Source organism: Capsulimonas sp. (genome assembly GCF_039929585.1).
Lineage (GTDB): Bacteria > Armatimonadota > Armatimonadia > Armatimonadales > Capsulimonadaceae > Capsulimonas.
Window position 1 is genome coordinate 1 of sequence record NZ_JBDSQY010000101.1, and the last position, 23,518, is coordinate 23,518.

The following is a 23,518-nucleotide window of genomic DNA, read 5'->3' on the forward strand; positions in this document are numbered from 1 at the left end:
GAACGCGCATGATTTCATCATGCGCCTGCCGGGCGGTTATGAAACATCCATCGGCGAGCGCGGGGTGACGCTTTCGGGCGGTCAAAAGCAGCGTCTGAATATCGCTCGGTTATTAATCCGAGACGCCGCCATCTTGATCCTCGATGAGCCGACCTCCGCGCTCGATTCGGAAAGCGAAGCCCTAATTTTGGAGGCGCTGGACACGGTGTTCGCCGACAAAACATGCTTTATCATCGCGCATCGTCTCTCCACCGTCGTTTCCGCCGACCGTATTCTGGTGTTCGAGCATGGAAAGATCGTGCAGGACGGGAACCATCAGTCGCTTTCTCAGGTTCCAGGGTTGTATCAGAACCTTTGGAAGAAGCAGTTTGTGGGTTTCGGCGGAGGCTCCGAGCGCGAGTCCGCCGCTCTGGCCAGCGCTCCCCATTGCGAATAACCGACCATATTACTAATAGCCGACCATCGCGAACGATCCGATGAATAGAACGATTTCCGATCAAGAAAGAGAACGAGGAGAAAGTTGATGAAAACGACATTCCCGATCGTCGCGGCCCTGGCCGTGTCCGCCTTAGTGGCGACGGTCCCCGCTTCCGCGAAGCCTAAGTACTCCGGACCGCTTGCCTACACCGTCAAGGACATTAGCGCCCAGGACGTACCGCTGACCAACTATCGCGGCGACGTCGTCCTGATCGTCAACACCGCGTCGCTCTGCGGCAACACGCCCCAGTACGCGAGCCTGGAGACGCTGTACGAGAAGTACAAAGACAAAGGCCTGCGCATCCTCGCCTTCCCCGCCAACAACTTCGGCTCGCAGGAGCCGGGCGCGAACTCGGAGATCAAAGAGTTCTGCACCGGCAAATATAAGACGACCTTCGACTTGTTCAGCAAGATCTCGGTGAAGGGCGACGACCAGGCGCCGCTCTACAAGTATCTCACGAGCAAGGACACGAACCCGAAGTTCGGCGGCGACGTCGAATGGAACTTCGCCAAGTTCCTGATCGGCCGCGACGGCCAGGTCATCAACCGCTTCCCCGCCGGCCACGACCCGCTTTCGGATGACGTGGTGGCGGCCGTAGAGACAGAACTAGGCAAAAAGGGACCGAAGGCTAAGGCGTAAGCGCTTCACTTCTCGGATATAAAAATCCCGGCGACATCAAAGGTCGTCGGGATTTTTTGCGCCTCGCTCCAAGTTCTTCTCAATCTACACGTCCCCAAATGACCACTTCAAGCCCTTTAAAATCCACAAACACCGACTCTCCCCACCCTTCTTCATCGTAACTGAAGGCAAGTGTGAAATCATTACCGTCGGAAGCGGATTGGATCGCGGAGAATTCATACTGGTCGGTGAGGATGGTCACATACTCGCGAGCATTCTTTTCGAGCAATGTGATATTCTCTAAAATGAAAGCCAGACGAGCCAAAAACACCGGATCGGGCGCCCCGCCAACGTCATTCACGAAGACTTGAATGTCATTCTCCGCATAATCGACATAACCTTCCCACTCCCGGTCATCCCTTTTCTCGAATTGTCCAAAAGGCGTATCCACAATCACGGGTTCAGGCCTAGGCTTGTGCTTCTTCCACGGCCACTGCATTGGTCATCCCTCCCGAGTTGCGCCAGCAAATTACGGATGCGCTCTGCTAGGGCTTTCGAGCCTTTCTCAGCAGCGCGACGACATCCGCATGTCCTGCCTGCTGCGCCGCGATCAGGGCCGTTTCACCGAGTTGATTCTTAGCCTTCCGATCTGCGCCCGCCGCCAGGAGGATCCGAACGACCAGCGCGCTGCCCATATGCGCCGCCGCCATCAAGGCCGTCACCCCACCCTTACCCGCCACATTTACTTTCGCCCCCTTCGCGAGCAGAAGCCGAATAGTCTCCGCTTTCCCGTGATAAGCCGACGCCATGAGCGGTGTCCAGCCGGCCTCATTGGTGATTTCAAGATCGGCGCCCTTCTCCAGAAGCGCCTTGGTCGAAGCGACATAACCTCGAGATGCGGCAATCAGAAGCGCGGTCTGTCCATCCCCATCTTGAGCGTTGATCTCAGTCCCCTTCGCCAGAAGCAACCGCAGGGCGGCGGTGTTTCCTTGATCGGCCGCAAGCGAGAGAGCCTCACCACCGGACACGTCTCTGGCGCGCGGATCGGCCCCTTTGGCAAGCAGCGCCGCGATGACTTGAGGACTACCCTGATCAGAGGCGAACATCAGAGCCGTCACGCCGCGTTCATCCACGCTGTTCGGGTCAGCGCCCTCGTCCAGGAGTGATTGAAGAGCCGGAACACTCCCGACCCTCGCCGCGTACATCAGTGCAGTGAGTCCGTGAGCATCTTTGGCGCTGACATCGCCTCCTTCTTTCACGAGCGAACTCACCAGTATGGGACTGCCGACAATGGCGGCGGCGATAATGGGCGTAAACCCCTGCTTGTTGCGTGCGCTCGCGCTGGCGCCCTTACCCAGCAGATCCTTGACCTGAGCTATGTTCTTATGCGCGATGGCGAAAAAGAGAGCATCGTTGAGCGCGCTTTGCGCCTGAGTCGATGGCGCCGACTGAGCCTCGGAGGGTGCGCTGAAGCTGGAAGACGGCGTGAGGACCGTCACGGCGGTGATTACCACCGCCAGGAATACCCGGTGACCGTTCCAACAACGTGCGCCGCGCTTTGAGCGGCGACGTCCAATTTCATGGATGATGTGTTTCATAACCTTCTTAACTCCATCTTCATAGAATAACGACGGGGCTTGCCTTAAGGCGCAAACACCGTCTGCACCTTCGCCGTTTTGCCCTTTTCATCACGAACCGTGACCACCAGCGGCCCTGCGCCCGCCGGCATGGCGAAGCGATAGGGGCGGGTGACGCGCAGGGCGCCCGCGCCGCGCTGGATGCTGAGAGCGGGCCTCAGCGCATAGGTCGCCACGGAGGCGGAAACAGAGCCTCGGTATCCCGGCGGGAAGCTGGTGGTGACGGGGAGATAGGCGCGTGAGGCGGTGGGATGTTCGGAGACTTGCCCGAGGAAGTATGGGTCAGCGACGGCGTCACGGACGGAAGCGAGGGCCTGGCTGCCGTCGGGCAGGGCGTAGTCGTTCAGGCGGCGGCCGGCGACAGCGCCGGTGAGGTTGTTGCGGTCGAAGAAGCAGACCATCTTAAGGCGGGGGTAGCGAATACGCACAGCGTCGAAGAGATCCTGCCAGCGAGCGGCGGCGAACGCGTCGGCGTCGGCGCTTTCCACGCGGCTCCGGCGTGTGACGCCGCACTCCACCAGGCAGATGGGTTTGCGGGCGGCGTACTTCTGGTAAAACGGCTCAATGAAGCCGATAGGGCCATCGCGCCACGCGGGTTCGCTGATCTTGTCGTCGTAGAAACGGACGACGTACAGGCTGACGCCGATCCAATCGACGGCGTCGTCGCCGGGATAGTATTGGTCGAGGTTGGAAATGGGGACGGCGTTGGGCGCCCAGACCATCGCGACGTTCGGCGCGTGGCGCGCCATCACGGCATGGACCAGACGAAACGCGCGGCGATACGCGGCGGGATTGCGGCCCCAGGGCGTCCACTTGCCGTTCATTTCCCCGCCGAAACGCAGAAATATCGGGGCGCCGGAGCGACCGGCGTCCTTGGCGTATTGGTTCAGGTACTCGTCGTCGCGTACGGAGGCGAGGTCGCGCGGCTCCCAGGCAATCTGGATCGCGCGGCCCTGCTTCGCTTCACGGCGCGCCCAGTCTACGGGGAACGGACGGCCGTAGCTGTCATAATCGAAGGCGATCGCCACGGGACGCCCGATGCGCCGCGCGAAATCGTCGGCGTTTCCGGTGCTTCGGCCGTAGTACCGGCCCTCGAAATCGTCGCGCACGCCCAGATAGCAGCCTTGTTCCGGCTCCCATTTCGCCAGGTTGTTCACCGGAGGAGCGTGGGAGACAGGGATCGCCAGACGAATGTCGGTGGCCAGGCGCAGCGCCCGATGGCGCTGGACTTCGGCGCCCTGCGGATCGCCGAGACGCTTGCGCATCCCGGATTCGATCTCATAGGCCAAGGCAGCGTCTGAGTAGTTCCCAAGACGTTCTTGCTTCTCGCCCCAGGCGCGCGCCTCGGCGGCGGTGCGGAAGTGCGGCGCCGCGCCTGTCGAGCTTCGTACAGAACAAAACAGGGCGGCCGCGCAGAACAGCGCGGCCGCCACAAACGATCCAGTCCGATGGAAAGAGAACACCATACTTCTATTATGGCTTTTTCAGGACGATTTGTTTCCCTAATTCTTCCTTCAGGGCGCGCCCCTTCGCACACCAGACAATGAGTCTGGATAGAGCAAGCCCGCAAGTCAGTGGGAAGAAATGGCGGAAGCCGGTAAAGTGCGAACCGTATCCCGAAGGGCGCTGATCCAAGCGACGATAAGAAGCAGCGGCAACTGAGCGTTCGTCAGAGCCACATAAAGATGATGCAGGCGATCGAAGAGAGGCCAGTGCTGCTGTAATTTTGCGGCGTCGATCACAGGAAAAAGACCGTACTGCAAGTACGCCGCGAGGCCCGTAAGGAGCACGACGACGACCAACGAAATCACGGTCAGCCTACGAACGCGTGTTTCCTGGCTCAGCTGGAATACAGCCGCGCTTGCCAGCAGCATCAGGATCCCAGAGACAATGCAGAGAGTATTAAAGTGGCGAAACGCCACCCCAATAATTGCGCCCGCAATGTCGTTCTGAAGGGCCAGATTACCCGCGAACGCCGGATGATGGCGTGTGATATTAAACGCCGCCGGCGCCGAGAGAGCGCCGATGGCGATGACGCCTCCCAGCCAGAGGCTGAGGGCGACGTTATGGATCCAGCGGGCGATGACGGAAAGCCAAAAGCTCATTTCTTACTGAGCCTTGCCGCCGAGGGCGGCGATCAATTCGGAATAGGGCACGGCGCGCTGGACGCGTTCGGCAAGGTCCTTGACCTGGACAGTCTGCGTATTCACCTCGTCGTCGCCAAGGATCAGGGCGTACTTGGCGTTAACCAGCGTCGCGGCGCGCATCTGCGTCTTCATCGTGCGTCCCGTATAATCGATATCCGCCGCAATGCCCGCCTTACGCAGATCGCTCAGCAGCTTGATCGCCGCCGTGCGCCCGGCGTCGCCAAGCGTGACGAAGAAAGCTGTCGGACCATCCGGCAGAGGCACTTCCACGCCGAGGGCTTGGAGAGCTAACAAAATCCGTTCGGTCCCAAGGCCAAAGCCAATCCCGGGCGTCGGCTTTCCGCCGATCTCTTCGACCAATTTGTTATAGCGCCCGCCGCCGCCCACGGCGTTCTGCGCGCCGAGGTCGGGCGACTGGATCTCGAAGGCCGTCTTCGTGTAGTAATCGAAGCCGCGCACGAGGTACGGGTCCAGTGTGTACACTTCACCGACTGCGTCCAGATAGCCGCACAGAGTTTCGAAGTGCTCTTGCTCTTCCGACAGCAAAAATCCAGAGAGCTTGGGCGAGTTCGCCAGAATTTCCAACTCACGCTTACTTTTAGTGTCCAGCATACGCAGAGGGTTACGCTCGAAGCGCGCCTTGCCTTCTTCGCTGAAGTCGGCCAAGTAAGGCTCGACATAAGCTTTGAGTGCAGTCAGATAATTCGCACGTGACTCAGTGGAGCCGACGGAGTTCAGCTTGAGCGTCAGATTACGGATGCCGACGGCGCGGAAGAACGCCAGCGCGATCTGAATGACCTCGGCGTCCAGCGCGGGATCGTCCGAACCCAGCGACTCGACGCCGAACTGCTGGTGCTGTCGATACCGCCCTTTTTGCCCCCGCTCATAGCGAAAGATCGACGCGATATAGAACATCTTGGCGACGCCGCCGCGCGTCGGCAGAGAGCTATCCAAGTAAGCACGAATGGTGGGAGCAGTGCCTTCAGGCCGCAGGGTCATGGAGCGTCCGCCGCGGTCGGTGAAGGTGTACATCTCTTTGGAAACGATGTCGGTCCCCTCTCCGATCGTGCGCGTGAAAAGATCGGTCTCCTCAAACACGGGAGTGCGGACTTCTCCGTAGCCATACGTATGGCAGAGGTCTCGAAAAATGCCTTCGAGGACGTTCGTGCGCGTGCTATCTTCGTGCCAGTCGGCGGCGCCCGGGTACAGGTCGTGGGTATAAGGGGCGCGCTCGTATTTTGCCATGCGTTCTCTTTCGATAATTTTGTCGACTGGTTTCGTCGCCCATCCCAATCTGGGAAACTCCGAGAAGAGGCTCCTCCGCCCCAATTCTGGGGTACCGGAAAATGCCGCAGTCCGAAATCTGGCCCCCCAGAATTGGGGTGGAAGGGCCATCCTATCTCTATTATCCAAGACTAGGAACGAGGCCGAAACCCAGCGATTAGAAATATTAAGCCGCGTCGCCGGAGGCGTGGCCGTTTAAGTGGATCGGTTCAATCTCGGTGAACTGGCCAATCGCGCGGAAGCGCTGGTAGCGGCGTTCGACGAGTTCGTCGCCGGTGAGGTCTTTCAGCAGCGCGAGGTTTTCGATCAGCGCTTCTTTCAGGCTGCCGGCCGCCGCTTCCCAGTCGCGATGCGCGCCGCCGAGGGGTTCGGCGATCACGCCGTCCACAACGCCGAGTTCCTTGGCGCGGGTCGCCGTGAGGTTGAGCGCTTTCGCGGCGTCGGCCTTCTTTTCCGGGTCGCGCCAGAGGATCGCGGCGCAGCCTTCGGGGGCGATGACGGAGTAGACGCTGTGCTCCAGCATCAAGACTCGGTCCGCGACCGCGATGCCGAGCGCGCCGCCGCTGCCGCCTTCGCCGATCACCACGGAGACGATAGGCGTCGTCAAGGTCGCCATGTCGAACATGTTGCGCGCAATCGCTTCAGAGATGCCGCGCTCGTCTGCCGAGACATCGGCCGCCGCGCCGGGAGTGTCGATCAGTGTGACGATCGGAACGCCGAACTTCGCGGCGAGCTTCATAATGCGCCCCGCCTTGCGGTAGCCTTCCGGACGGGCGTAGCCGAAGTTACGGTGCTGGCGCTGCTTGATGTCGCGGCCCTTCTGATGGCCGACAATCGCGATGGGCATGTCGTCCAGTTTTGCGAAGCCGGCGACAATCGCGCCGTCATCGCCGTAAAGCCGATCGCCATGCAGCTCCTGGAAGCCCGTGAACATATGCCCGATATAGTCCAGCGTGTATGGGCGCTTCTCATGGCGCGCCAGAAGAACCTGATCCCAAGCGGTGAGGTTCGAGAACCAGGCCCGAATGATCGCCGTACGGTGCTGTTCTAAGTTCGCAAGCTGATCGGGCAGATCCGCCGTGTTCTGCGGATGCTTCTGATCCATCACGATACGGCGCAGTTTGGACAGATTCTCGTCCAGCTCCGCGATGGATTTTTCGAATTCGATGACGTTCAAACTAGCCAATGGCGGCAATCTCCTCTGAGCCGGCGACAGCCGCTTCCGAAAGCGTGGGAGCGGGCGACGCGCCAACAATGGCGCCGACGCCAGGCTCGTCGGCGGGACTGAAGCCGAGCATTTGCAGCAGCGATCCCAGCGTGTCGGGCAGGTCTTTGCGCGCGACGATCTGATCGATCTGGCCGTGGGACAGCTGCCACTCGGCGGTCTGATATCCTTCGGGCGCCTTTTGCGAGGACGCCTGCGCGGAAACGCGCGCTCCGGCGAAGCCGATCAAGGCGCCAGGCTCAGCGAGCGTGATGTCGCCCAGCGATGCATAGGACGCCAGGACACCGGCCATGGTGGCGTCGGTCATCACAACGACATAGGGGATATTGGCGGCGGCGAGGCGCGCGGCGGCGGCGGAGGTCTTCGCCATCTGCATCAGCGACAGAAGGCCCTCCTGCATTCGTGCGCCGCCCGAGGCGGTGAAGATCACGACCGGAGCGCGGCGCGCGGCGCCTTCTTCCAGAGCGCGCACGATCTTTTCACCGGCGACCGACCCCATGGACGCCGCCATGAAGCTGAAATCCGCAACGGCCAGCACCACGGGAACGCCTTGGACGGACGCCACGCCGACACGGATACCGTCATGCATGCCAGTCGCCGCGATTCCCTTATCCAATTTCGATTGGTAATCGGGAAAGCGCAGTGGGTCCACCGATCGCAGGTTTTCGTGCAGCGGCGCGAAGCTGTCTTCGTCCACCGTGTAACGAATCCGCTCGTCGGCGGAAAGCTTATGGTGAAAGCCGCAATGGGTGCAGACTTTTAAATTTTTCTCGAAGTCCGAGGTGAAGATGATCTCGCCGCATTTCACGCATTTGGTCGCGACCCCATCCGGAATCGCCGCCGCGCCATGCGACGCGCGCGCCTGCGTAAACTGAGACCTTCGCCCGAACCAGCCGTTAGACGCCATACTTCCGTCCTCACATCGTCCGTTTCGATTGTTACTTGGAAACGCGTGCATTATACCCCCTAGACCGCCCAAACGTGAAGAATGTTCGAGCAAGGGGGCATACGGTGAGGTCAAGTAAGCCGGAATCAGCGTGTCGTGAACAGCAGTTCGGGACGGTCTGGGGATGGGTTAAACGGGCGTGTATCGATCGTGCGCATCTGCCGCACCGGATGACGCCGCGAGGTCATCCGGTGGGGGAGATGCGCCCAGACGCAGAACGCGCCGATGCAGCCGACAGAGAGCGCAAAATAGTAACCGTAAAAACGCCGAGGGCGCATAAAAAATTCTCCTCCGTTCGCTTGTTATTTTCTTCGGCGAATAGAGGAGAATGGCTTACCGGCAGAGTTGCCGGGTTGCGTAGATTTTGCGAAAAATCAGACGCTGAGAAGCTCGGCGGTCCGTCGCTCCCGGCGAACAGGCGCGGGCTTGGGCGCGATTTTTGAGGATTTCCGGACAGACAGAGTCGCCGGATAAACAGTCGTCGCAATCGACGCTTCCGGGTCCGACAGGCGCCGCAGGATCATATGCCCGGCAGTCGCGCCGATTGCCTCGAAGTCCTGAGCCATTGATGTCAGCTCCAGCCCGTCGAGGCCCGGCTGCACGACGTCATCGAAACCGACCAGCGCCACGTCCTCGGGAACACGCAGCCCCAGCTGGCGCAGCTCGGCATAGATGGGCGGCGCCCAGAAGTCGGCGAGGAGAAAGATCGCGGTAGGCGCATTGGGAGAAGTAAATACCTGACGGATCAAATCGCTGTTCAGACGGCGGCCACTGTCCAAGGCGAGCAGGATATGGCGGGGATCGACTTCCAGGCCGGCATCGGTGATCGCCTGCTGATAACCGCGCAGGCGGCCGATGGCGGCGTCAGTCGTCTCCAGACGCGTCAGGTGCGCGATCCGCTTATGCCCCTGCTCGATCAAATGCTTCGTCGCTTCGTAAGCGCCTAAGTAATTGTCGGTGCCGACGAAGTCCAGCTCAACGCCCACCACGCGGCGGTCGATTGCAACCACCGGCATTTCATTGCGCACTTCCTGAATGAGCGGGACATTGGCCGTGCCGCCCTCATGCCAGAGAACGACGCCCGCGAAGCGATTGTCGCGAGCGTACTGCAAACCCTCGGCTTCTTTTTCAGCCGCCTTGGTATAAGAATCGGCGTAGGTATCCAGAACCAGGGGATGGTACCCCTCCTGAGACAGCACCGAGTTCACGCCGTAAAAGATATCCGTGAAGAGACTGCCGCCGAAACGGCGTCCGAGAAGGAGCCCGACGAGGTGAGATTCGCGCAGTCCGCCGGAGCGGTGCGCGGTGATGGAAGGTTTGCGGATCGACGGCGCGTTCCGGTGCTTGGCGACATAGCCAAGCTCCTCAGCGGCGGCGATCACATTGCGACGCGTGCTTTCAGAAACAAAAATCCCATTTTGTCTGCCATTGAGAATGGTGGAGACTACGGACTGCGACACGTGCGCTTGTTCTGCTACGTCTTTGAGCGTTACGGCTTTGTGTGCTGACATACCCTTTTTATCCCCATAAAACTCTGCGGTTCTTTATATAAATTTTATATGAAGATGCTACCCTATTCCAAATAATTTTGTCAATATTATAAAATTATTATCAAGCAGGCCGCTGAGCGTGGAGATGCTCCAGCATCTGAGATACCGTCACAAACCGGTATCCTCGCGCGCGCAAACCATCGATAATTTGCGGGAGCGCGGCGAGCGTGCCGGGAGTGTCCTGATGCAGAATGATGATGGACCCAGCCTCGGTCCGGTCCAAAATACGCTGCGCGATATAGGAGGCGGGCTGCTGGTCATAGTCGCGCGCGCCGCAGGTCCAGGAAACTGTCACGTAGCCAAGCGCTTTGGCGGTGGCAAGCGTCTGGTCATTGTATTGGACGCCGGGCGGGCGCAGTAAGTTCGTTTTCTTGCCGGTGACTTTTTCGACATTCGCCGCGCAGAACCGAATTTCGTTGGCGATCTCGTGAGGCTTGAGCGTATCGAGCCGCTGGTGGTCGTAGGTGTGGTTTTGGATTTCGAAGCCGAGACTGTCTATTTTCTTAATCACCTCGGGATATTGCTTCACGCGAATGCCCACGACAAAGAACGTGGCGGCGACCCCCTTGTCGTGCAGCATTTGCGCGATCTGCGGACCGTAGCGCGGGTCCGGCCCGTCATCGATCGTCAGCGCCACCTCCGGCAGGTTCGGATCGCCGTGCTCTAGCAGCGCCGTTTGCGGATCGTATCGATCCAGTCCGCGCGCGTGCCGGACCCAATAAGCAGGGTTCAGCGCACGCTCGATCGGTATGGTGCGGTGGCGATTCCAAAAAGAAAGAACGCCTCCTACAAAAACGAGAGCGGCGGCTCCAACGGCGATGCGGCGGCGATTTCGGATCATCATTTCGGAAACAAGCGAGCTTTCTGACGCGTGGTAGGTCCATGGAGGGCCTTAATCTGATCATTATACGCGATAACAGACGTTCTTTTTCCTTCGCGCTTGACGAATGGGGGGACTTAAGTCTATAATAAGGCGCGGGATAGGCGCAAGAGCGCCTGACCCAAATCAGAGTAAAGTGTGGTTACTCCCCCAGGAAAGTAAGCGATGTCTGTCACGCAGAGCGACCCGGTCGATCACGACATGGCGGACGAGCCGGTTTATGTGATCAGCGTCGCCGCAAAGCTGGCCGGCCTTCCAAGTTGGACTCTGCGTGTCCTTGATAAGGAAGGCGTCGTTTGCCCTCAGCGTACGGAAAAAGACCGAAGGCTCTATTCCGACCGCGACATCGCTAAGCTCGCCCGCGTACGTTACCTCACGGAAGAGCGTGGAGTGAACATCAACGGAGTGAAGCTGATCCTGGAGATGGAGAACAATAGTACTGGACGGTCGGAACTCGGCAGGTTCGGCGAAGGAGAACAAAGTTGATTTACCCCTCGGCAGACACCATCGAAGATATGGTGGGCAGCCGCTATTCGCTGGTCGTCATCGCCGCCAAACGCGCGAAGCAGATCAAAGAAGGCGCTCCCATTCTCATCGAAACGGCTTCCACCAATCCATTGACGATCGCATTGGAGGAAATCGCCGCGGGTAAGGTTACCGCAAGCGCGCCGGAGCTTACTCCGACACCCAAGCCCGCCGACCAGGACGGAGAGCTCGCTCCGCGCGGCGCCAACTCCGCCGGCAGCGAAACCGCAGTCGCCGCGACCGGTGAGGACGCCGGCGCAAACGACGAACACACCACAGCTTAAGGAACGATCATGGCGAAATCAGTTGGCATCGACTTGGGTACCACCAACTCGGTCGTGGCCGCGATCGACGAGTCCGGCTCCCCCATCGTTATCACGCTTGCCGAAGGCAGCCGCCTTTGCCCCTCGGTCGTTGGCATATCCAAAGCCGGCGAGCGATTGGTAGGACAGCTTGCGAAACGTCAGGCGATCACGAATCCCGACCGCACGATCTCTTCCATCAAGCGGCAGATGGGCACGAAGCATCGTGTCACCATCGACGACCGCGAGTACTCACCCGAAGAGATCTCGGCCATGATCCTGCAGAAGCTGCGCGCCGACACTGAGGTGTTCCTGGGCGACGTGATTTCTGAATGCGTCATCACCGTCCCCGCCTACTTCTCCAACGCCCAGCGTGAAGCGACGAAAGCCGCCGGCCAGATCGCCGGCATCAACATCGTCCGCATCATCAACGAGCCGACCGCAGCCGCGCTCGCTTACGGCCAGGACAAGTCCGAGGAGCAGATCGTCCTCGTATGGGACCTTGGCGGCGGCACCTTCGACGTCTCCATTCTGGAGCTCGCCGGCGGCGTCTTTGAAGTCCGCGCAACCTCAGGCGACACCCATCTGGGCGGCGACGACTGGGACGTGCGGATCATGGACTGGCTCGCGACCGAGTTCAAGAAGCAGACCGGCGTTGATCTCACCAAGGACCGCATGGCGATGCAGCGCCTTAAGGAAGCGGCGGAGAAGGCGAAGGTCGAACTTTCGACCGTCTTCACCACCAACATCAACCTGCCCTTTATCTCCTCAACCGAGGACGGCCCCGCCCACCTGGAGATGTCGCTGACGCGCACCCAACTGGAGGAGCTGACCAAGGATCTGATCGAGCGCATGATCGCGCCGACGGAACAGGCGATGGCCGACGCCAAGCTGTCCACGGCGGACATCGAAAAGGTCCTGCTAGTCGGCGGCATGACACGCATGCCGCTGGTGCAGGAAACCGTCAAGAACATGTTCGGCAAGGAGCCGCATAAGGGCATCAACCCGGATGAGATCGTCGCGCAGGGCGCCGCGATCCAGGCGGGTATCCTCGGCGGCCACGTCACCGACATCGTTCTCCTGGACGTCACGCCCCTTTCGCTGGGCATTGAGACGCAGGGCGGAGTGTTCACACGGCTGATCGAGCGCAACACCACCATCCCGACCTCACACTCGCAGCTCTTCACCACGGCGTTCGACAACCAGACGGCGGTCGACATCCATGTGCTTCAGGGCGAGCGCGACTTCGCGATCGACAACAAGACGCTCGGCAAGTTCCAGCTCTCGGGTCTCCAGCCAGCCACGCGAGGCGTCACCAAGATCGAGGTCACCTTCGACATCGACCAGAACGGCATCGTACACGTTTCGGCCAAGGATATCGCGACCGGCAACATGCAGAACGTCACCATTACCGCCTCCAGCGGTCTTGGACACGATGAAGTCGAGCGCATGGTCAAGGAAGCGGAACAGTATCGCAAGAAGGACGAGCGGCGGCGAGAAGAGCAGGAGATCCGCAACAAGGCGGATCAGCAGATCTATCAAGCCGTTCGCATCGGCAAGGACGCGCGCGGCCTTGTCGATCAGTATCTGATCGATACAGTCAATGCGTCGGCCGCCAAGCTGACCGCAGCGCTCAACAACTTCGACGGCCCTTCGGCGCGTCAGGGTCTGGATGATCTGAACACATCCTTGCTGGCGCTGAGCAAAGCGTTCTACGAAGCGCGAAGCCGGGCCAATGGCGGCGGCAACGGCTTTGGATCGACTGCGACGCCGGACTTCACGGCGCCGAGTTTCGACGGCCTGGAAGCGCTCGGCTCCGCTCCCTCCTCGGAAGCCCCGGCCAGCGACGTTACCATCGAAGGCGAATTCCGCGACGTCTAGTCGGCGCGGACAGTCACTTTCGGACAAATAGCAAATAACCAAGGACGGGACTCAGCGGCAGACGCATATCGTGTCTTCCGCTGAGTCCTTGTCCCATTCAGAGCAAGACCATTTTTTTGAACTCATTGTTACTCTTCTAATTGTTATTTTTAATTTTCGGACGCGCTTTCTCGTAATGGAACTATGTCAAATAAACGTGATTATTATGAAGTGCTGGGTGTCGGACGAGACGCGCAGCCGCCCGATATCCGTTCCGCCTTCCGCAAGCTTGCGGCCAAGTACCATCCCGACGTCAATCCCGGCGACAAGGACGCGGAGGAGAAGTTCAAAGAGCTGAATGAAGCTCATGAGATCCTTTCCACGCCCGAGAAGCGCCAGATGTACGATCAGTTCGGCCACGCCGGCCCGCAGGGCGGTATGGGCGGCGCCGATGGGTTCGGCGTCGGCGATATCTTCGACATGTTCTTTGGCGCCGGCGGCGGCTTCGGAGGCCGCGCCGGAGCGGGCGGCGGAGATCGGGCGCGCCAGCAGGCGACGCAAGGCTCCGACCTGCGCTACGATCTGGAGATCACGCTGGAGGAGGCCGCATTCGGCGTCCAGAAAACCCTCAAGCTGACCCGCCTGGAAAGCTGCGAGACTTGCACTGGCAGCGGCGCAAAGCCCGGCACCACTCCTAAGACCTGTTCGGCCTGCCAGGGCTCCGGCCAGGTACGCCACGTTCAGAACACGATCCTCGGCTCCTTCGCCACGGTGGCGCCCTGCGCCAACTGCCGCGGTGAGGGCCGGATCATCAGCGATCCCTGCACAACCTGCCGGGGCCAGGGCCGCACACGCCAGACCAAGGAACATACAATTCAGGTTCCGGGCGGCGTGGATACCGGAACGCGTCTGGTGGACCAGGGCGCCGGTGACGCCGGCCTGCGCGGCGGGCAGCCCGGCGACCTCTATGTGGTTGTTTACCTGCGCCCCCACCCTGACTTCAAGCGCAGCGGCAACGACGTGCTGCACGACACCAGCATCTCCTACGCGCAGGCGTCGCTCGGCGCGCAGATCGAAGTCCCGATCCTGGGCGGCGCGGAAAAACTGACGATACCCGCTGGGACGCAGCCCGGCGCTACCTTCAAGTTCCGCGGCAAGGGCTTCCCGGACCTCAATACCCGCAGCCACGATAAAGGCGATCAGATCATCCAGGTTAAGGTCGCCGTTCCGACCAAGCTCAGCGACGACCAGAAGCGTCTGCTCCGTGAGTTCGCGGCGGCCTCGGGCGAAACGATCCAGCCGGAAGACGGCGGTTTTTTCGACAGCGTTAAGAAAGCATTCACGCACAAATGAGCGTCACGTCAACTCCGAGCACGATGCGGTGGGCCGAAATCAGCGTGGAAGCCGGTCCGGACGCCACCGACGCGGTCGGTAATTGTTTCAATGAAGTCGGATGCGGCGGCTTCGTCGTTCAGGACACGAAGGTTCCTCCGACGGTTGTGGGATATCTTCCCGTGGACGACCGGATCGAAGACCGCCTGCTGACCCTGACGACCTCACTGGAGGCGCTCGCAGGCTTCGGCGTCGAAAACGCCGGCACGGAAATCACAATCAAGTACGTTCAGGAGGACGACTGGGCGAACGCCTGGAAGGCCTACTTCAAGCCGATCCCCATCGGCCGCCGTCTTGTCGTCACTCCCCCCTGGGAAGAGCCTGATCTTTCGACTGGGCGAATGCCGATCGTCGTCGATCCCGGCATGGCCTTCGGCACCGGCAGCCACCCGACAACCCAGCTCTGCCTCGCCGCCCTGGAAGATTATGTGACGCCCGGCATTACCGTCGCGGACATCGGTACAGGCTCGGGGATTCTCGCCATCGCCGCCTCCAAGCTCGGCGCGGGATCGGTCGTCGCCAACGACATCGATACCCTGGCTGTAAAGATCGCCGCCGAGAACGCCGAAGTCAACGGTGTCTCGATTGAGTTCGGCGTCGATCTGCCCGGTGGGCAGTACGATCTGGTGGTTGCGAATATTTTGGCGGACGTCATTATCGGCCTGCGTGAAGAAATCGCCGAGCGGGTAAAACCCGAAGGCGTGTTTATCGCCTCAGGAATCATCGACACGCGCGAGACCGACGTGCGTATCGCCGTGGAAACCGAAGGCTTCTCCCCGCTCGAAACACGCCGTCAAGGCGACTGGGTCGCCCTCGTCTTCCGCCGCAGCGCGGTATAGCCCATGACGCGATTTTTCATCAGCCCCAACCAAATTACCAACGGCCTGGTGACCCTCGGCCCCGATGACGCCCACCATCTCAAGGTCGTCCTGCACGCCAATCCCGGCGATTTGATCAACGTCCTGAACGGCTGTGGAACTGAGTTCATCGCCAAGCTCGACGAAGTCGGAAAATCCCGCGCAACCGCTCGGATCACTACCATCATTCACCTCGACACGGAAGCGCAAACGCGCATCACCGTGGCGCAGGCGCTCCCCAAAGTCGCCGACAAGATGGAGCAGGTCTTGCAGCGCGGCACCGAAGTCGGCGCGCACGCCTTCTGGGCCTACGAAAGCGCGCGCAGCCTCACCCATCTGCCCCGCGAGCGCCACCTCAAACGCCTTACCCGCTGGAACGAGATCGTAAAGACCGCCGCCGAGCAGTCCCATCGCGCCCGGCTCCCAGAAGTCCGCGCCGATCAGGACTTCAGCCAGGTCCTCGCCGCCGCCGGCCAGTTCGACCTCTCTCTTCTTGCTTACGAAGGCGAAGCCAAGACAACCTTAAGAAGCGCATTGGAATCTCAGCCGACGCCGCCGAAAAGCGTGCTCATCGTTATCGGCCCCGAAGGCGGGTTTACCGATCCCGAGGCGCGCGCGGCAGCCAAAGCAAAACTACAAAGCGTTTCTTTGGGCAAACGGATCTTGCGCACCGAGACGGCCGCGCTGATCATGGTTGCGCAGTTGTTGTATGCGCTGGAGTAGGATTCGGCCCCCTGCCCCCCAATCCTGGGGGAGGAGGTTGTCGACCACGGAAATTATTTGTCCGTCCGGCACGGACGGTTAGATGCGAAGCATCTCCCAGGCGTGGGTTTCATACCCGCGATGTGTCGCGATGTCATTCACAATCACCCAACGACAACCTCCTCCCCCAGGATCGGGGGGCAGGGGGGCCGAATCCTTAACCCATGTTTGTCGACATCCACAACCACATCCTTCCCGGTATCGACGACGGCGCGCCCACCCTGCCCTACGCGCTCGACATGGCGCGCCTCGCCGTTGCGGATGGAACCGACATCATGGTCGCCACCCCGCACCGCGCTTGGAGCAGCCGCAAGAACGCGCCGCCGGAGTGGGTGCGTGAAAACGTCGAAGAGCTGCAATTTGCGCTCGACTATTCCAAAATCCCGCTGACAATCATCCCTTCCACGGAACTGCAAATCGGCCCGGCGCTCGCCCGCGACCTCAAAGAGGGAACCGTAATGACCATCGGGGGCGGAGAATGGGCGCTGATCGAGCTGCCGTTCGACCGTCTGCCCCACGACGCGCTCGATCATCTCAAAGCCGTGCTCGACATCGGCGTAAAAATCGTCGTCGCCCACCCCGAGCGCAACGCCGATATCCAGCGCCACCTCGCCTTTGTTGACGCCTGCGCCGATCTCGGAACCTATTTCCAGATCAACACCGGCAGCATTCTCGGCCGCTTCGGCTCCGGCGCCCGCCGCGCCGCCGAAGCCATCCTCGCCCGCGCCGACGAACTCCCGCTCATCATCGCCTCCGACAGCCACAACCTCGACCAGCGTCCCCCCAACCTCATACGCCAGGCCCGTGACATCGCCGCCCGCATCGCCGGAGACGAAGCCGCCGACGCCATGGTGAACTCACGCCCAAGATCATTACTGCCGAGTCCCATTCCCCCGCCGAAGTAGACTTCAGCCTGGACAGAGCGATTACTTTCGACGCAACTGAGCGCCTACTCGCTACGAACCATATGTTTAATTTCATACATATTTATCGAAAAATATTCAGCATAAATATTGACAGTTGGAAGTATGTGTGCTAAAGTCTATGTACATTGCCTGACATTACGCGCGCAGACTACACTCCTCTCCTTATAGTGAGGTAACTGACGCCGTTTTCGCGCATGATCTTGTGATGTCCGCCTCAAGCAGCCATGCAAATTCCTGGTGACTGTGTACTTCTGGGCGACCGACCCCGTTGGATGCACTTTTATCTCGTATGCGCTGGAGCTTACACCATGGACGACACCCTTTCTCTGAGCCAGATCACGGCCGCCTCCTTTACGCCGCTGATTGGCGACACCTTCACCCTGCCGTTTGACGACGCCCAAACCGTGGATGTCGTTCTCAGCGACGTACGCCCCATGCGGGGGCCGGAGGGTCAACGCGAGCCGTTCGCGCTCACGTTCCTCGGCGCGCCGGGCGTCGTACTTCCCCAGCGCATTTACCGCTTCACGCATCCGGAAACGGCTACGATGGACATTTTCATCGTGCCGCTGGCCGCAAACGCGCAATCCACCACCTACGAAGCGATCTTCGCTTAACTGCACGAAGCAGTCCTCACGAAACTTTCCGACGGTTTCCATCGGAACATCGCGTGAGAGCCGCTGTTTTCCTACGGCGATTTTTGCCGTATATCATCCACAATCCAAAGGGGTATTTCATGGCTGAACCGTATTTATCGGAGATTCGTATCTTCTCGTTCGGGTATCCCCCCAGGGGATGGGCGTTCTGCAACGGGCAGACCCTGCCAATCAACCAGAACCAGGCGCTGTTCGCGCTGCTAGGAACGACTTACGGCGGCAACGGCCAGACGACATTCCAGCTTCCGAACCTGCAGGGGCGCGCGGCGATGCACCGCACCGGCGGCTTCCCGCTGGGCGCAGTCGCTGGTGAAGCAACGCATACGCTGCAAACTACGGAGATTCCGCTGCACACCCACACCCTCGGCGCCACCACGGCGACGGCCACCACGGGGCTGGCGCAAGGCGCCACAATCGCCGCGCCGGTCTCCACGGTCGGATCGATCTACGCAGCCGGCGCCGCCGATATCACTATGGCGCCGCAGGCGATCGCCAACGCCGGCGGGGGACAGCCGCATGAAAACATGCAGCCGTATCTGGCGCTCAGTTTTTGTATCGCGATGCAGGGCATTTTCCCAAGCCGCAGCTAAACCGCAAGCCGCAATATCAAATGCGCAAGCAACCTTACAGGAGAACGCTACCTAATGTCAGAGCCCTATATTGGTGAGATCCGGATGGTCGGGTTCAGCTTCGCGCCCAACGGTTGGGCGCTCTGCAACGGCTCGACGCTCGCGATCTCGCAGAACGACGCTCTCTTCAATCTGATCGGAACGACTTACGGCGGCGACGGGGTGCAGACGTTCAATCTTCCCAACCTATTGGGACGCACCCCCATCCACTTCAGTTCGAACATCCCGCTGGGAGCCATCGCCGGCTCGGAAACCGTCACGCTGATCAGCGCGCAATTGCCGCCGCACAGCCATCCTCTGAGAGCCATGAACGGACCTGCGTCCACCACGACCGCCACCGGAGTTCTCCTGGCGTCGGCGAGCGTCAATGTTTACACGCCGCCCACAAGCGTCGTCGCCACCACAACGGTCACCACGGCCACGGGGGGCGGGCAGCCACACGACAATATGGCGCCGTATCTGTGCGTCAATTTCGCGATCTCACTGTTTGGGGTCTATCCTTCGCAAAACTGACGTGACAGCGTACATTCGTTTCAGGAGAACCGATTTATGGCAGATCAATTTTTGGGGGAGATCCGGATCGTCCCGTTTGACTTCGCTCCCACAGGCTGGGCGCAGTGCGATGGACAGCTTCTTGCGATCTCTCAGTCCTCCGCCCTGTTTTCCCTGCTGGGCACTTACTACGGCGGCAACGGGCAGTCGAACTTCGCGCTGCCCAACTTCCAGGGGAATATCCCCGTCGCGTACGGCGACGGCCCGGGCCTGTCGCAGCGTGTTCTCGGCGAAACCGGAGGCAACCCGACGGTTCAGCTCAACCTCTCGACACTGGCGTCGCACACGCACGTAATGAACGGCGATTCGAACGCCGCCACGTCCACGTCGCCGGCCGGCAACCTGACCGCCACGCCCGCCACCGGCCCGCGCAGACCGAACCAGATGTACGATCCCAGCGCCGTCAACACGGGAACGCAGGCCGGCGATGTCGACCTCACTGGAGGCAATCAGCCGCACAACAACCTTCAGCCCTTTCTCGTGATGAACTTCGTTATTTCGCTCACCGGCATCTACCCGTCGCGCGGCTAATTTACCGCGCCCTGGGGCGCCACAAAGGATCACATATGAACGGGACAGAAACAACAATGCTCGATCGCCGTGAATTCCTGCGCGGCGCGGCCGTGATGACCATCGCCGCTGGGCTCGGTTTCGGATCGCCTCCCCGCGCCGCAGCCGGCCCCCCACAGGCGCACACCACCCTCGCGCTCTGGTCGCGGGACCGGTGGATCGATCCGGCGTCGCTTCCCTCGGGCAGCGAAGCCCTGGCCTCAGCGGTCGTCGCCGTCACCTTTCACGGGCACTCCATTCCGGAAGGCGCGGCGCCGGTGCTGCACGCCGTCAAGGCGTACTACGCCATTCAGAGCGCGCGGGGGCCGCAGGATATCCCCATGTACGCCTGGGCGCCCAGCGCCCAGCGCACGACCATCCGCATTCCGGCGGCGCCCGGCCGCGGCGTGATGCTTTCGGCCGAACTGTTCGCGCCGCGCGGCGCCGAAGATTTCCACTTCCTCCTTTCGGGACACGCATCGGGCCGACCGAAGCTGACGGAGGGGACTTACATTCTGGCGGCCGGCGAGCCCAATCTGGCGGGTGTCCGCCTCACGGGAACACCAAGCCGTCCGGCAATCGCAGATGAGGCGACGCCCATTCCGTTTGAATATCTTCTCGTGACCGTGGCCTGACCACTTTCACGCCTCATCAATTGGTATTATCGCAATCTATCAGAGAATGGAATCTTCAAAATGTCTATCGACAATCCCAAAGCGCCTCCCGGAAGGCGTTTGATCCGACGCGCTCTCACCGCGACTGGCTGTTTTGCGCTGGTTAGTGTCGGCGTCGCCGCAAGCGCGACGACGCGGACAGTGCCCACCGACTTACCCACCATTCAAGCCGCCGTGAACGCATCCGCTACCGGCGACACGGTCAACGTGATCCCCGGGACTTACACGATCGCCGGCGATTTCAACGTGACGCTGGGCTCGAAGAACCTGACGATCCAGTCGACGGGGGGAGCGGCCGTCACTGTCCTGGACAACAGCGGCGGCAGCCGGGCCAATCAGAAGTGCTCGTTCATTATCAATGGCGGCCAGAATCGAAGCACTGTCATCAAGGGCTTCACGATCAAGAACAGCGTGCGCGACACCGGCGGCGCGATTGCGATCATCGATAGCGCGGCCACCGTCACCCAGTGTGTCTTCGTGAACAACTTCGCTCCGGCGGAAGGCGGCGCCATCGCGGTCGTCAGCAACGGCGCCGCATCCGGAGCGCTGATTACGCAGTGTTCGTTCTATAGCAACACGGCCGGCAACCTGACCGACAGCTCCGGGTTCGGCGGCGCCATCGGCTGCGAGGTACTGTCGGGGAGCGCGGCGCAAAACGTGGAGATCTCCAACTGCGTCTTCAGCGGCAACCTGGCGACCTATGACGGCGGCGCGATCGACATTCTCGGCTCTACCGCAACCAATCCCACGGTGGACATCGTCAACTGCACATTCAACAAAAACAACGCCAGCGGCTATGTCGCCCCGACCTTCGTCGGCCTGATCCCACCGCCCAGCGCCGGCCACCAGCCAGGAACCATCGATATCTTCGGCGGGCGCGGCGCGGTCACGAACAGCATTCTGTTCGGCGACGCCTCCCCCACGGAAATTTCAACCCTGAGCCCGGGCGTCACCGCCACATTCAGCGATATCGCGCAGGCGGGCGTCTCTGGAACCGGCAACATCAATCAGAACCCACAGTTCCTGGATAGCTCCAACGCCAATCCCGCGCTGGACAATCTCCATGTCACCTCGACTTCGCCGGTGATCTCCACCGGAAAGCCGTCGGGGCAAGCGGCAGGCGTTCTCGCCGCCGTGCCGACAATCGAGCATGACGGACTGCTGCGCCATCCGACCCCGGACATGGGCGCCTATGAAGTACAGACGCCAGTCGCAAACCCGCAGTCCGTCGGAACGCTGCAAGGCGCCGCCGTCGCGATCACACTGACCGGATCGGACGCCAATACGCCCCCCCGCTCGCTGACCTACACCGTCGCGACGAACCCGGCGCACGGAACGCTCTCAGGCACGGCGCCGAACCTGACGTACACGCCGAGCGCGGGATATTCCGGCCCGGACAGCTTCACGTTCACGGTCAACAACGGCAACTACACGAGCCCTCAGGCGACGGTGACAATCAGCGTCACGCACATCAATCAGCCGCCGACGATCGATACAATCGGCAACCTGGCGATTGGCCAGAACGCCGGCCTCCAGATCGTCAATCTCACCGGCATCGGACCGGGCGCCGGCGACGCCGGCCAAACTCTGACGGTCACAGCGAGCAGCAGCAACACGTCCGTCATCCCGAACCCAACGGTAACGTACACCAGCCCGAACAGCACCGGCTCGCTTTCCTTCACTCCGGTGACGAACGCCACGGGAACGGCGACAATCACCGTCACCGTGAAGGACAACGGCGGAACGGCAAACGGCGCCGTGGACACCAAAACGACCACGTTTAATGTCGTCGTCAGCGTCGTTGTTCTCGCGCCCACGGCCAATAGCCAGAGCGTGAGCACGCTGGAAGACACCGCAAAGGCGATCACGCTCACCGGCTCGGATCCAAACACGCCTGCGAAGCCGCTTACCTACTCCGTCGCAACGAACCCGGCGCACGGAACGCTTTCGGGAACCGCGCCGAACCTGACCTACACACCGAATGCGGGATACTTCGGACCGGATAGCTTCACGTTCACCGTGAACAACGGCTCGCTCACCAGCACGCCGGCGACGGTCTCGATCACGGTCACGCGGGTCAATCACATCCCGACGATCGGCGCGATCGGCGATCAGAACGTCGCCGAGAACAGCGGCTCGCACTCGGTCAATCTCTCGGCCATCAGCGCCGGCGTGGGCGACGGCGACCAGACCATCACGGTGACCGCGACAAGCGATAATCCGAGCCTGATCCCGAACCCCACAGTCACCTACACCAGCCCGAACAGCATCGGCTCGCTGTCATTCACCCCGGCGGCGAACGCCTTCGGAACCGCGAACATCACCGTCACCGTGAAGGACAATGGCGGAACGGCCAACGGCGGCGTGGACACCAAGACGGTCACCTTCCAGATCACCGTCACCGAAGTCGTGCTCACGCCGACGGCAAATAACCAATCGGTCAGCACGGCGCAGAACACCGCCAAGGCGATCACGCTCACGGGCTCGGACCCGAACACGCCTGCGAAGCCGTTGACCTACGCTGTCGCGACGAGTCCGGCGCACGGAACGCTCTCAGGCGCCGCTCCGAACCTGACGTACACGCCAAACGCGGGATACTTCGGACCGGATAGCTTCACGTTCACCGTGAACAACGGAACCTCGACAAGCGCGGCGGCCACGGTGAGCATCACCGTGACCCAGTCGGCGGCCACGAACGTGACCCCGCAGATCACGGTGACGCGCGGCGGATACGTGTATATTCGCGCCACCGGCCACTACCGCCAGTCGATCACGCTGACCAACACCGGCGGGGCGCTCTCCGACCCACTGTCACTAGTTCTGGACAGCCTGACCGGCGCCATGCTGACCAACGCCACGGGGACCACGGCGGCGACCACCCCATCGGGCAGCCCGTACATCAACGCTCTGGGCCTGGCCGCCGGAGCGAGCGTGGTCGTCGTGCTCGAGTTCAGCAATCAGCCATCGGGCTACACGACCCGGGTCCTGGCGGGAGCAGGGGCGAGATAAAGTGGGAGGCCCTCATCCCCCAGCCCCTTCTCCCAATTCTGGGAGAAGGGGAGCCAGAGTTTT

Annotated in this window: 25 protein-coding genes; 15 read left to right on the plus strand and 10 right to left on the minus strand. The window is 61.1% G+C overall.

Annotated elements, in window-relative coordinates; all coding sequences use genetic code 11:
• Together ABIZ35_RS07140 and ABIZ35_RS07145 are read left to right on the plus strand one after the other, a co-directional pair.
• On the plus strand, window positions 1–436 hold a 436-nt coding region (locus ABIZ35_RS07140; RefSeq protein WP_348219191.1), incomplete at its 5' end, for an ATP-binding cassette domain-containing protein.
• Between the two features lie 87 nt (window positions 437–523).
• Window positions 524–1,117 (plus strand): glutathione peroxidase, encoded by a 594-nt coding sequence (locus ABIZ35_RS07145; protein ID WP_348219192.1) that lies wholly within the window; start codon window positions 524–526, stop codon window positions 1,115–1,117.
• 79 nt (window positions 1,118–1,196) lie between these two features.
• Here the strand turns inward: ABIZ35_RS07145 and ABIZ35_RS07150 are convergent, their stop codons facing one another.
• The 10 genes from ABIZ35_RS07150 to ABIZ35_RS07195 form a co-directional block, all read right to left on the minus strand.
• Window positions 1,197–1,595, minus strand: coding sequence for a hypothetical protein (locus ABIZ35_RS07150; protein WP_348219193.1), 399 nt, complete (start codon window positions 1,593–1,595; stop codon window positions 1,197–1,199).
• A 46-nt stretch (window positions 1,596–1,641) separates the two neighbouring features.
• Window positions 1,642–2,694 carry an ankyrin repeat domain-containing protein gene (locus tag ABIZ35_RS07155; protein WP_348219194.1) on the minus strand — a complete coding sequence of 351 codons (1,053 nt, stop codon included), beginning with the start codon at window positions 2,692–2,694 and terminating at the stop codon, window positions 1,642–1,644.
• A gap of 44 nt (window positions 2,695–2,738) precedes the next feature.
• The gene (locus ABIZ35_RS07160; RefSeq protein ID WP_348219195.1) at window positions 2,739–4,199 is read right to left on the minus strand and encodes a glycosyl hydrolase; all 1,461 of its coding nucleotides are present in this window, start codon (window positions 4,197–4,199) and stop codon (window positions 2,739–2,741) included.
• 105 nt (window positions 4,200–4,304) lie between these two features.
• Window positions 4,305–4,838: a DUF4149 domain-containing protein gene (locus ABIZ35_RS07165; protein WP_348219196.1), complete on the minus strand. Its 534-nt coding sequence runs from the start codon at window positions 4,836–4,838 to the stop codon at window positions 4,305–4,307.
• 3 nt (window positions 4,839–4,841) lie between these two features.
• Window positions 4,842–6,125: a histidine--tRNA ligase gene (gene hisS / locus ABIZ35_RS07170; protein WP_348219197.1), complete on the minus strand. Its 1,284-nt coding sequence runs from the start codon at window positions 6,123–6,125 to the stop codon at window positions 4,842–4,844.
• 205 nt (window positions 6,126–6,330) lie between these two features.
• Window positions 6,331–7,350 (minus strand): acetyl-CoA carboxylase carboxyltransferase subunit alpha, encoded by a 1,020-nt coding sequence (locus ABIZ35_RS07175; RefSeq protein ID WP_348219198.1) that lies wholly within the window; start codon window positions 7,348–7,350, stop codon window positions 6,331–6,333.
• Window positions 7,343–8,296 carry an acetyl-CoA carboxylase, carboxyltransferase subunit beta gene (gene accD / locus ABIZ35_RS07180; RefSeq protein WP_348219199.1) on the minus strand — a complete coding sequence of 318 codons (954 nt, stop codon included), beginning with the start codon at window positions 8,294–8,296 and terminating at the stop codon, window positions 7,343–7,345. The genes ABIZ35_RS07175 and accD overlap by 8 nt, the downstream gene beginning before the upstream one ends.
• Window positions 8,297–8,421: 125 nt before the next feature.
• Window positions 8,422–8,613 (minus strand): hypothetical protein, encoded by a 192-nt coding sequence (locus ABIZ35_RS07185; protein ID WP_348219200.1) that lies wholly within the window; start codon window positions 8,611–8,613, stop codon window positions 8,422–8,424.
• A 96-nt stretch (window positions 8,614–8,709) separates the two neighbouring features.
• Window positions 8,710–9,846 (minus strand): LacI family DNA-binding transcriptional regulator, encoded by a 1,137-nt coding sequence (locus ABIZ35_RS07190; protein WP_348219201.1) that lies wholly within the window; start codon window positions 9,844–9,846, stop codon window positions 8,710–8,712.
• Between the two features lie 100 nt (window positions 9,847–9,946).
• On the minus strand, window positions 9,947–10,729 hold the full coding sequence (locus ABIZ35_RS07195) for a polysaccharide deacetylase family protein (RefSeq protein WP_348219202.1): 783 nt from the start codon (window positions 10,727–10,729) through the stop codon (window positions 9,947–9,949).
• A 201-nt stretch (window positions 10,730–10,930) separates the two neighbouring features.
• Between ABIZ35_RS07195 and ABIZ35_RS07200 the strand changes: the two genes are divergently transcribed.
• The 13 genes from ABIZ35_RS07200 (at window position 10,931) to ABIZ35_RS07260 (ending at window position 23,455) form a co-directional block, all read left to right on the plus strand.
• The gene (locus tag ABIZ35_RS07200) at window positions 10,931–11,251 is read left to right on the plus strand and encodes a MerR family transcriptional regulator (RefSeq protein WP_119320492.1); all 321 of its coding nucleotides are present in this window, start codon (window positions 10,931–10,933) and stop codon (window positions 11,249–11,251) included.
• Window positions 11,248–11,574 (plus strand): DNA-directed RNA polymerase subunit omega, encoded by a 327-nt coding sequence (gene rpoZ / locus ABIZ35_RS07205; RefSeq protein WP_348219203.1) that lies wholly within the window; start codon window positions 11,248–11,250, stop codon window positions 11,572–11,574. The genes ABIZ35_RS07200 and rpoZ overlap by 4 nt, the downstream gene beginning before the upstream one ends.
• A gap of 9 nt (window positions 11,575–11,583) precedes the next feature.
• On the plus strand, window positions 11,584–13,473 hold the full coding sequence (gene dnaK, locus ABIZ35_RS07210; protein WP_348219204.1) for a molecular chaperone DnaK: 1,890 nt from the start codon (window positions 11,584–11,586) through the stop codon (window positions 13,471–13,473).
• A 183-nt stretch (window positions 13,474–13,656) separates the two neighbouring features.
• Window positions 13,657–14,805, plus strand: coding sequence for a molecular chaperone DnaJ (gene dnaJ, locus ABIZ35_RS07215; protein ID WP_348219205.1), 1,149 nt, complete (start codon window positions 13,657–13,659; stop codon window positions 14,803–14,805).
• Entirely contained in the window at window positions 14,802–15,683 is an 882-nt protein-coding gene (gene prmA, locus ABIZ35_RS07220; protein WP_348219206.1) for a 50S ribosomal protein L11 methyltransferase, read from the plus strand. Before dnaJ ends, prmA begins: the two co-directional genes overlap by 4 nt.
• Before the next feature lie 3 nt (window positions 15,684–15,686).
• On the plus strand, window positions 15,687–16,424 hold the full coding sequence (locus ABIZ35_RS07225) for an RsmE family RNA methyltransferase (RefSeq protein WP_348219207.1): 738 nt from the start codon (window positions 15,687–15,689) through the stop codon (window positions 16,422–16,424).
• Between the two features lie 203 nt (window positions 16,425–16,627).
• Window positions 16,628–17,368 carry a CpsB/CapC family capsule biosynthesis tyrosine phosphatase gene (locus ABIZ35_RS07230; protein ID WP_348219208.1) on the plus strand — a complete coding sequence of 247 codons (741 nt, stop codon included), beginning with the start codon at window positions 16,628–16,630 and terminating at the stop codon, window positions 17,366–17,368.
• Window positions 17,369–17,697: 329 nt separating this feature from the next.
• Window positions 17,698–18,003 carry a hypothetical protein gene (locus tag ABIZ35_RS07235; protein ID WP_348219209.1) on the plus strand — a complete coding sequence of 102 codons (306 nt, stop codon included), beginning with the start codon at window positions 17,698–17,700 and terminating at the stop codon, window positions 18,001–18,003.
• 119 nt (window positions 18,004–18,122) lie between these two features.
• Window positions 18,123–18,632: a tail fiber protein gene (locus ABIZ35_RS07240; RefSeq protein WP_348219210.1), complete on the plus strand. Its 510-nt coding sequence runs from the start codon at window positions 18,123–18,125 to the stop codon at window positions 18,630–18,632.
• A 54-nt stretch (window positions 18,633–18,686) separates the two neighbouring features.
• Window positions 18,687–19,184: a tail fiber protein gene (locus tag ABIZ35_RS07245; protein ID WP_348219211.1), complete on the plus strand. Its 498-nt coding sequence runs from the start codon at window positions 18,687–18,689 to the stop codon at window positions 19,182–19,184.
• Window positions 19,185–19,220: 36 nt separating this feature from the next.
• On the plus strand, window positions 19,221–19,754 hold the full coding sequence (locus ABIZ35_RS07250) for a tail fiber protein (protein WP_348219212.1): 534 nt from the start codon (window positions 19,221–19,223) through the stop codon (window positions 19,752–19,754).
• Between the two features lie 35 nt (window positions 19,755–19,789).
• On the plus strand, window positions 19,790–20,407 hold the full coding sequence (locus ABIZ35_RS07255; RefSeq protein ID WP_348219213.1) for a twin-arginine translocation signal domain-containing protein: 618 nt from the start codon (window positions 19,790–19,792) through the stop codon (window positions 20,405–20,407).
• 60 nt (window positions 20,408–20,467) lie between these two features.
• Window positions 20,468–23,455 (plus strand): Ig-like domain-containing protein, encoded by a 2,988-nt coding sequence (locus tag ABIZ35_RS07260; RefSeq protein WP_348219214.1) that lies wholly within the window; start codon window positions 20,468–20,470, stop codon window positions 23,453–23,455.
• Window positions 23,456–23,518: the final 63 nt, after the last annotated feature.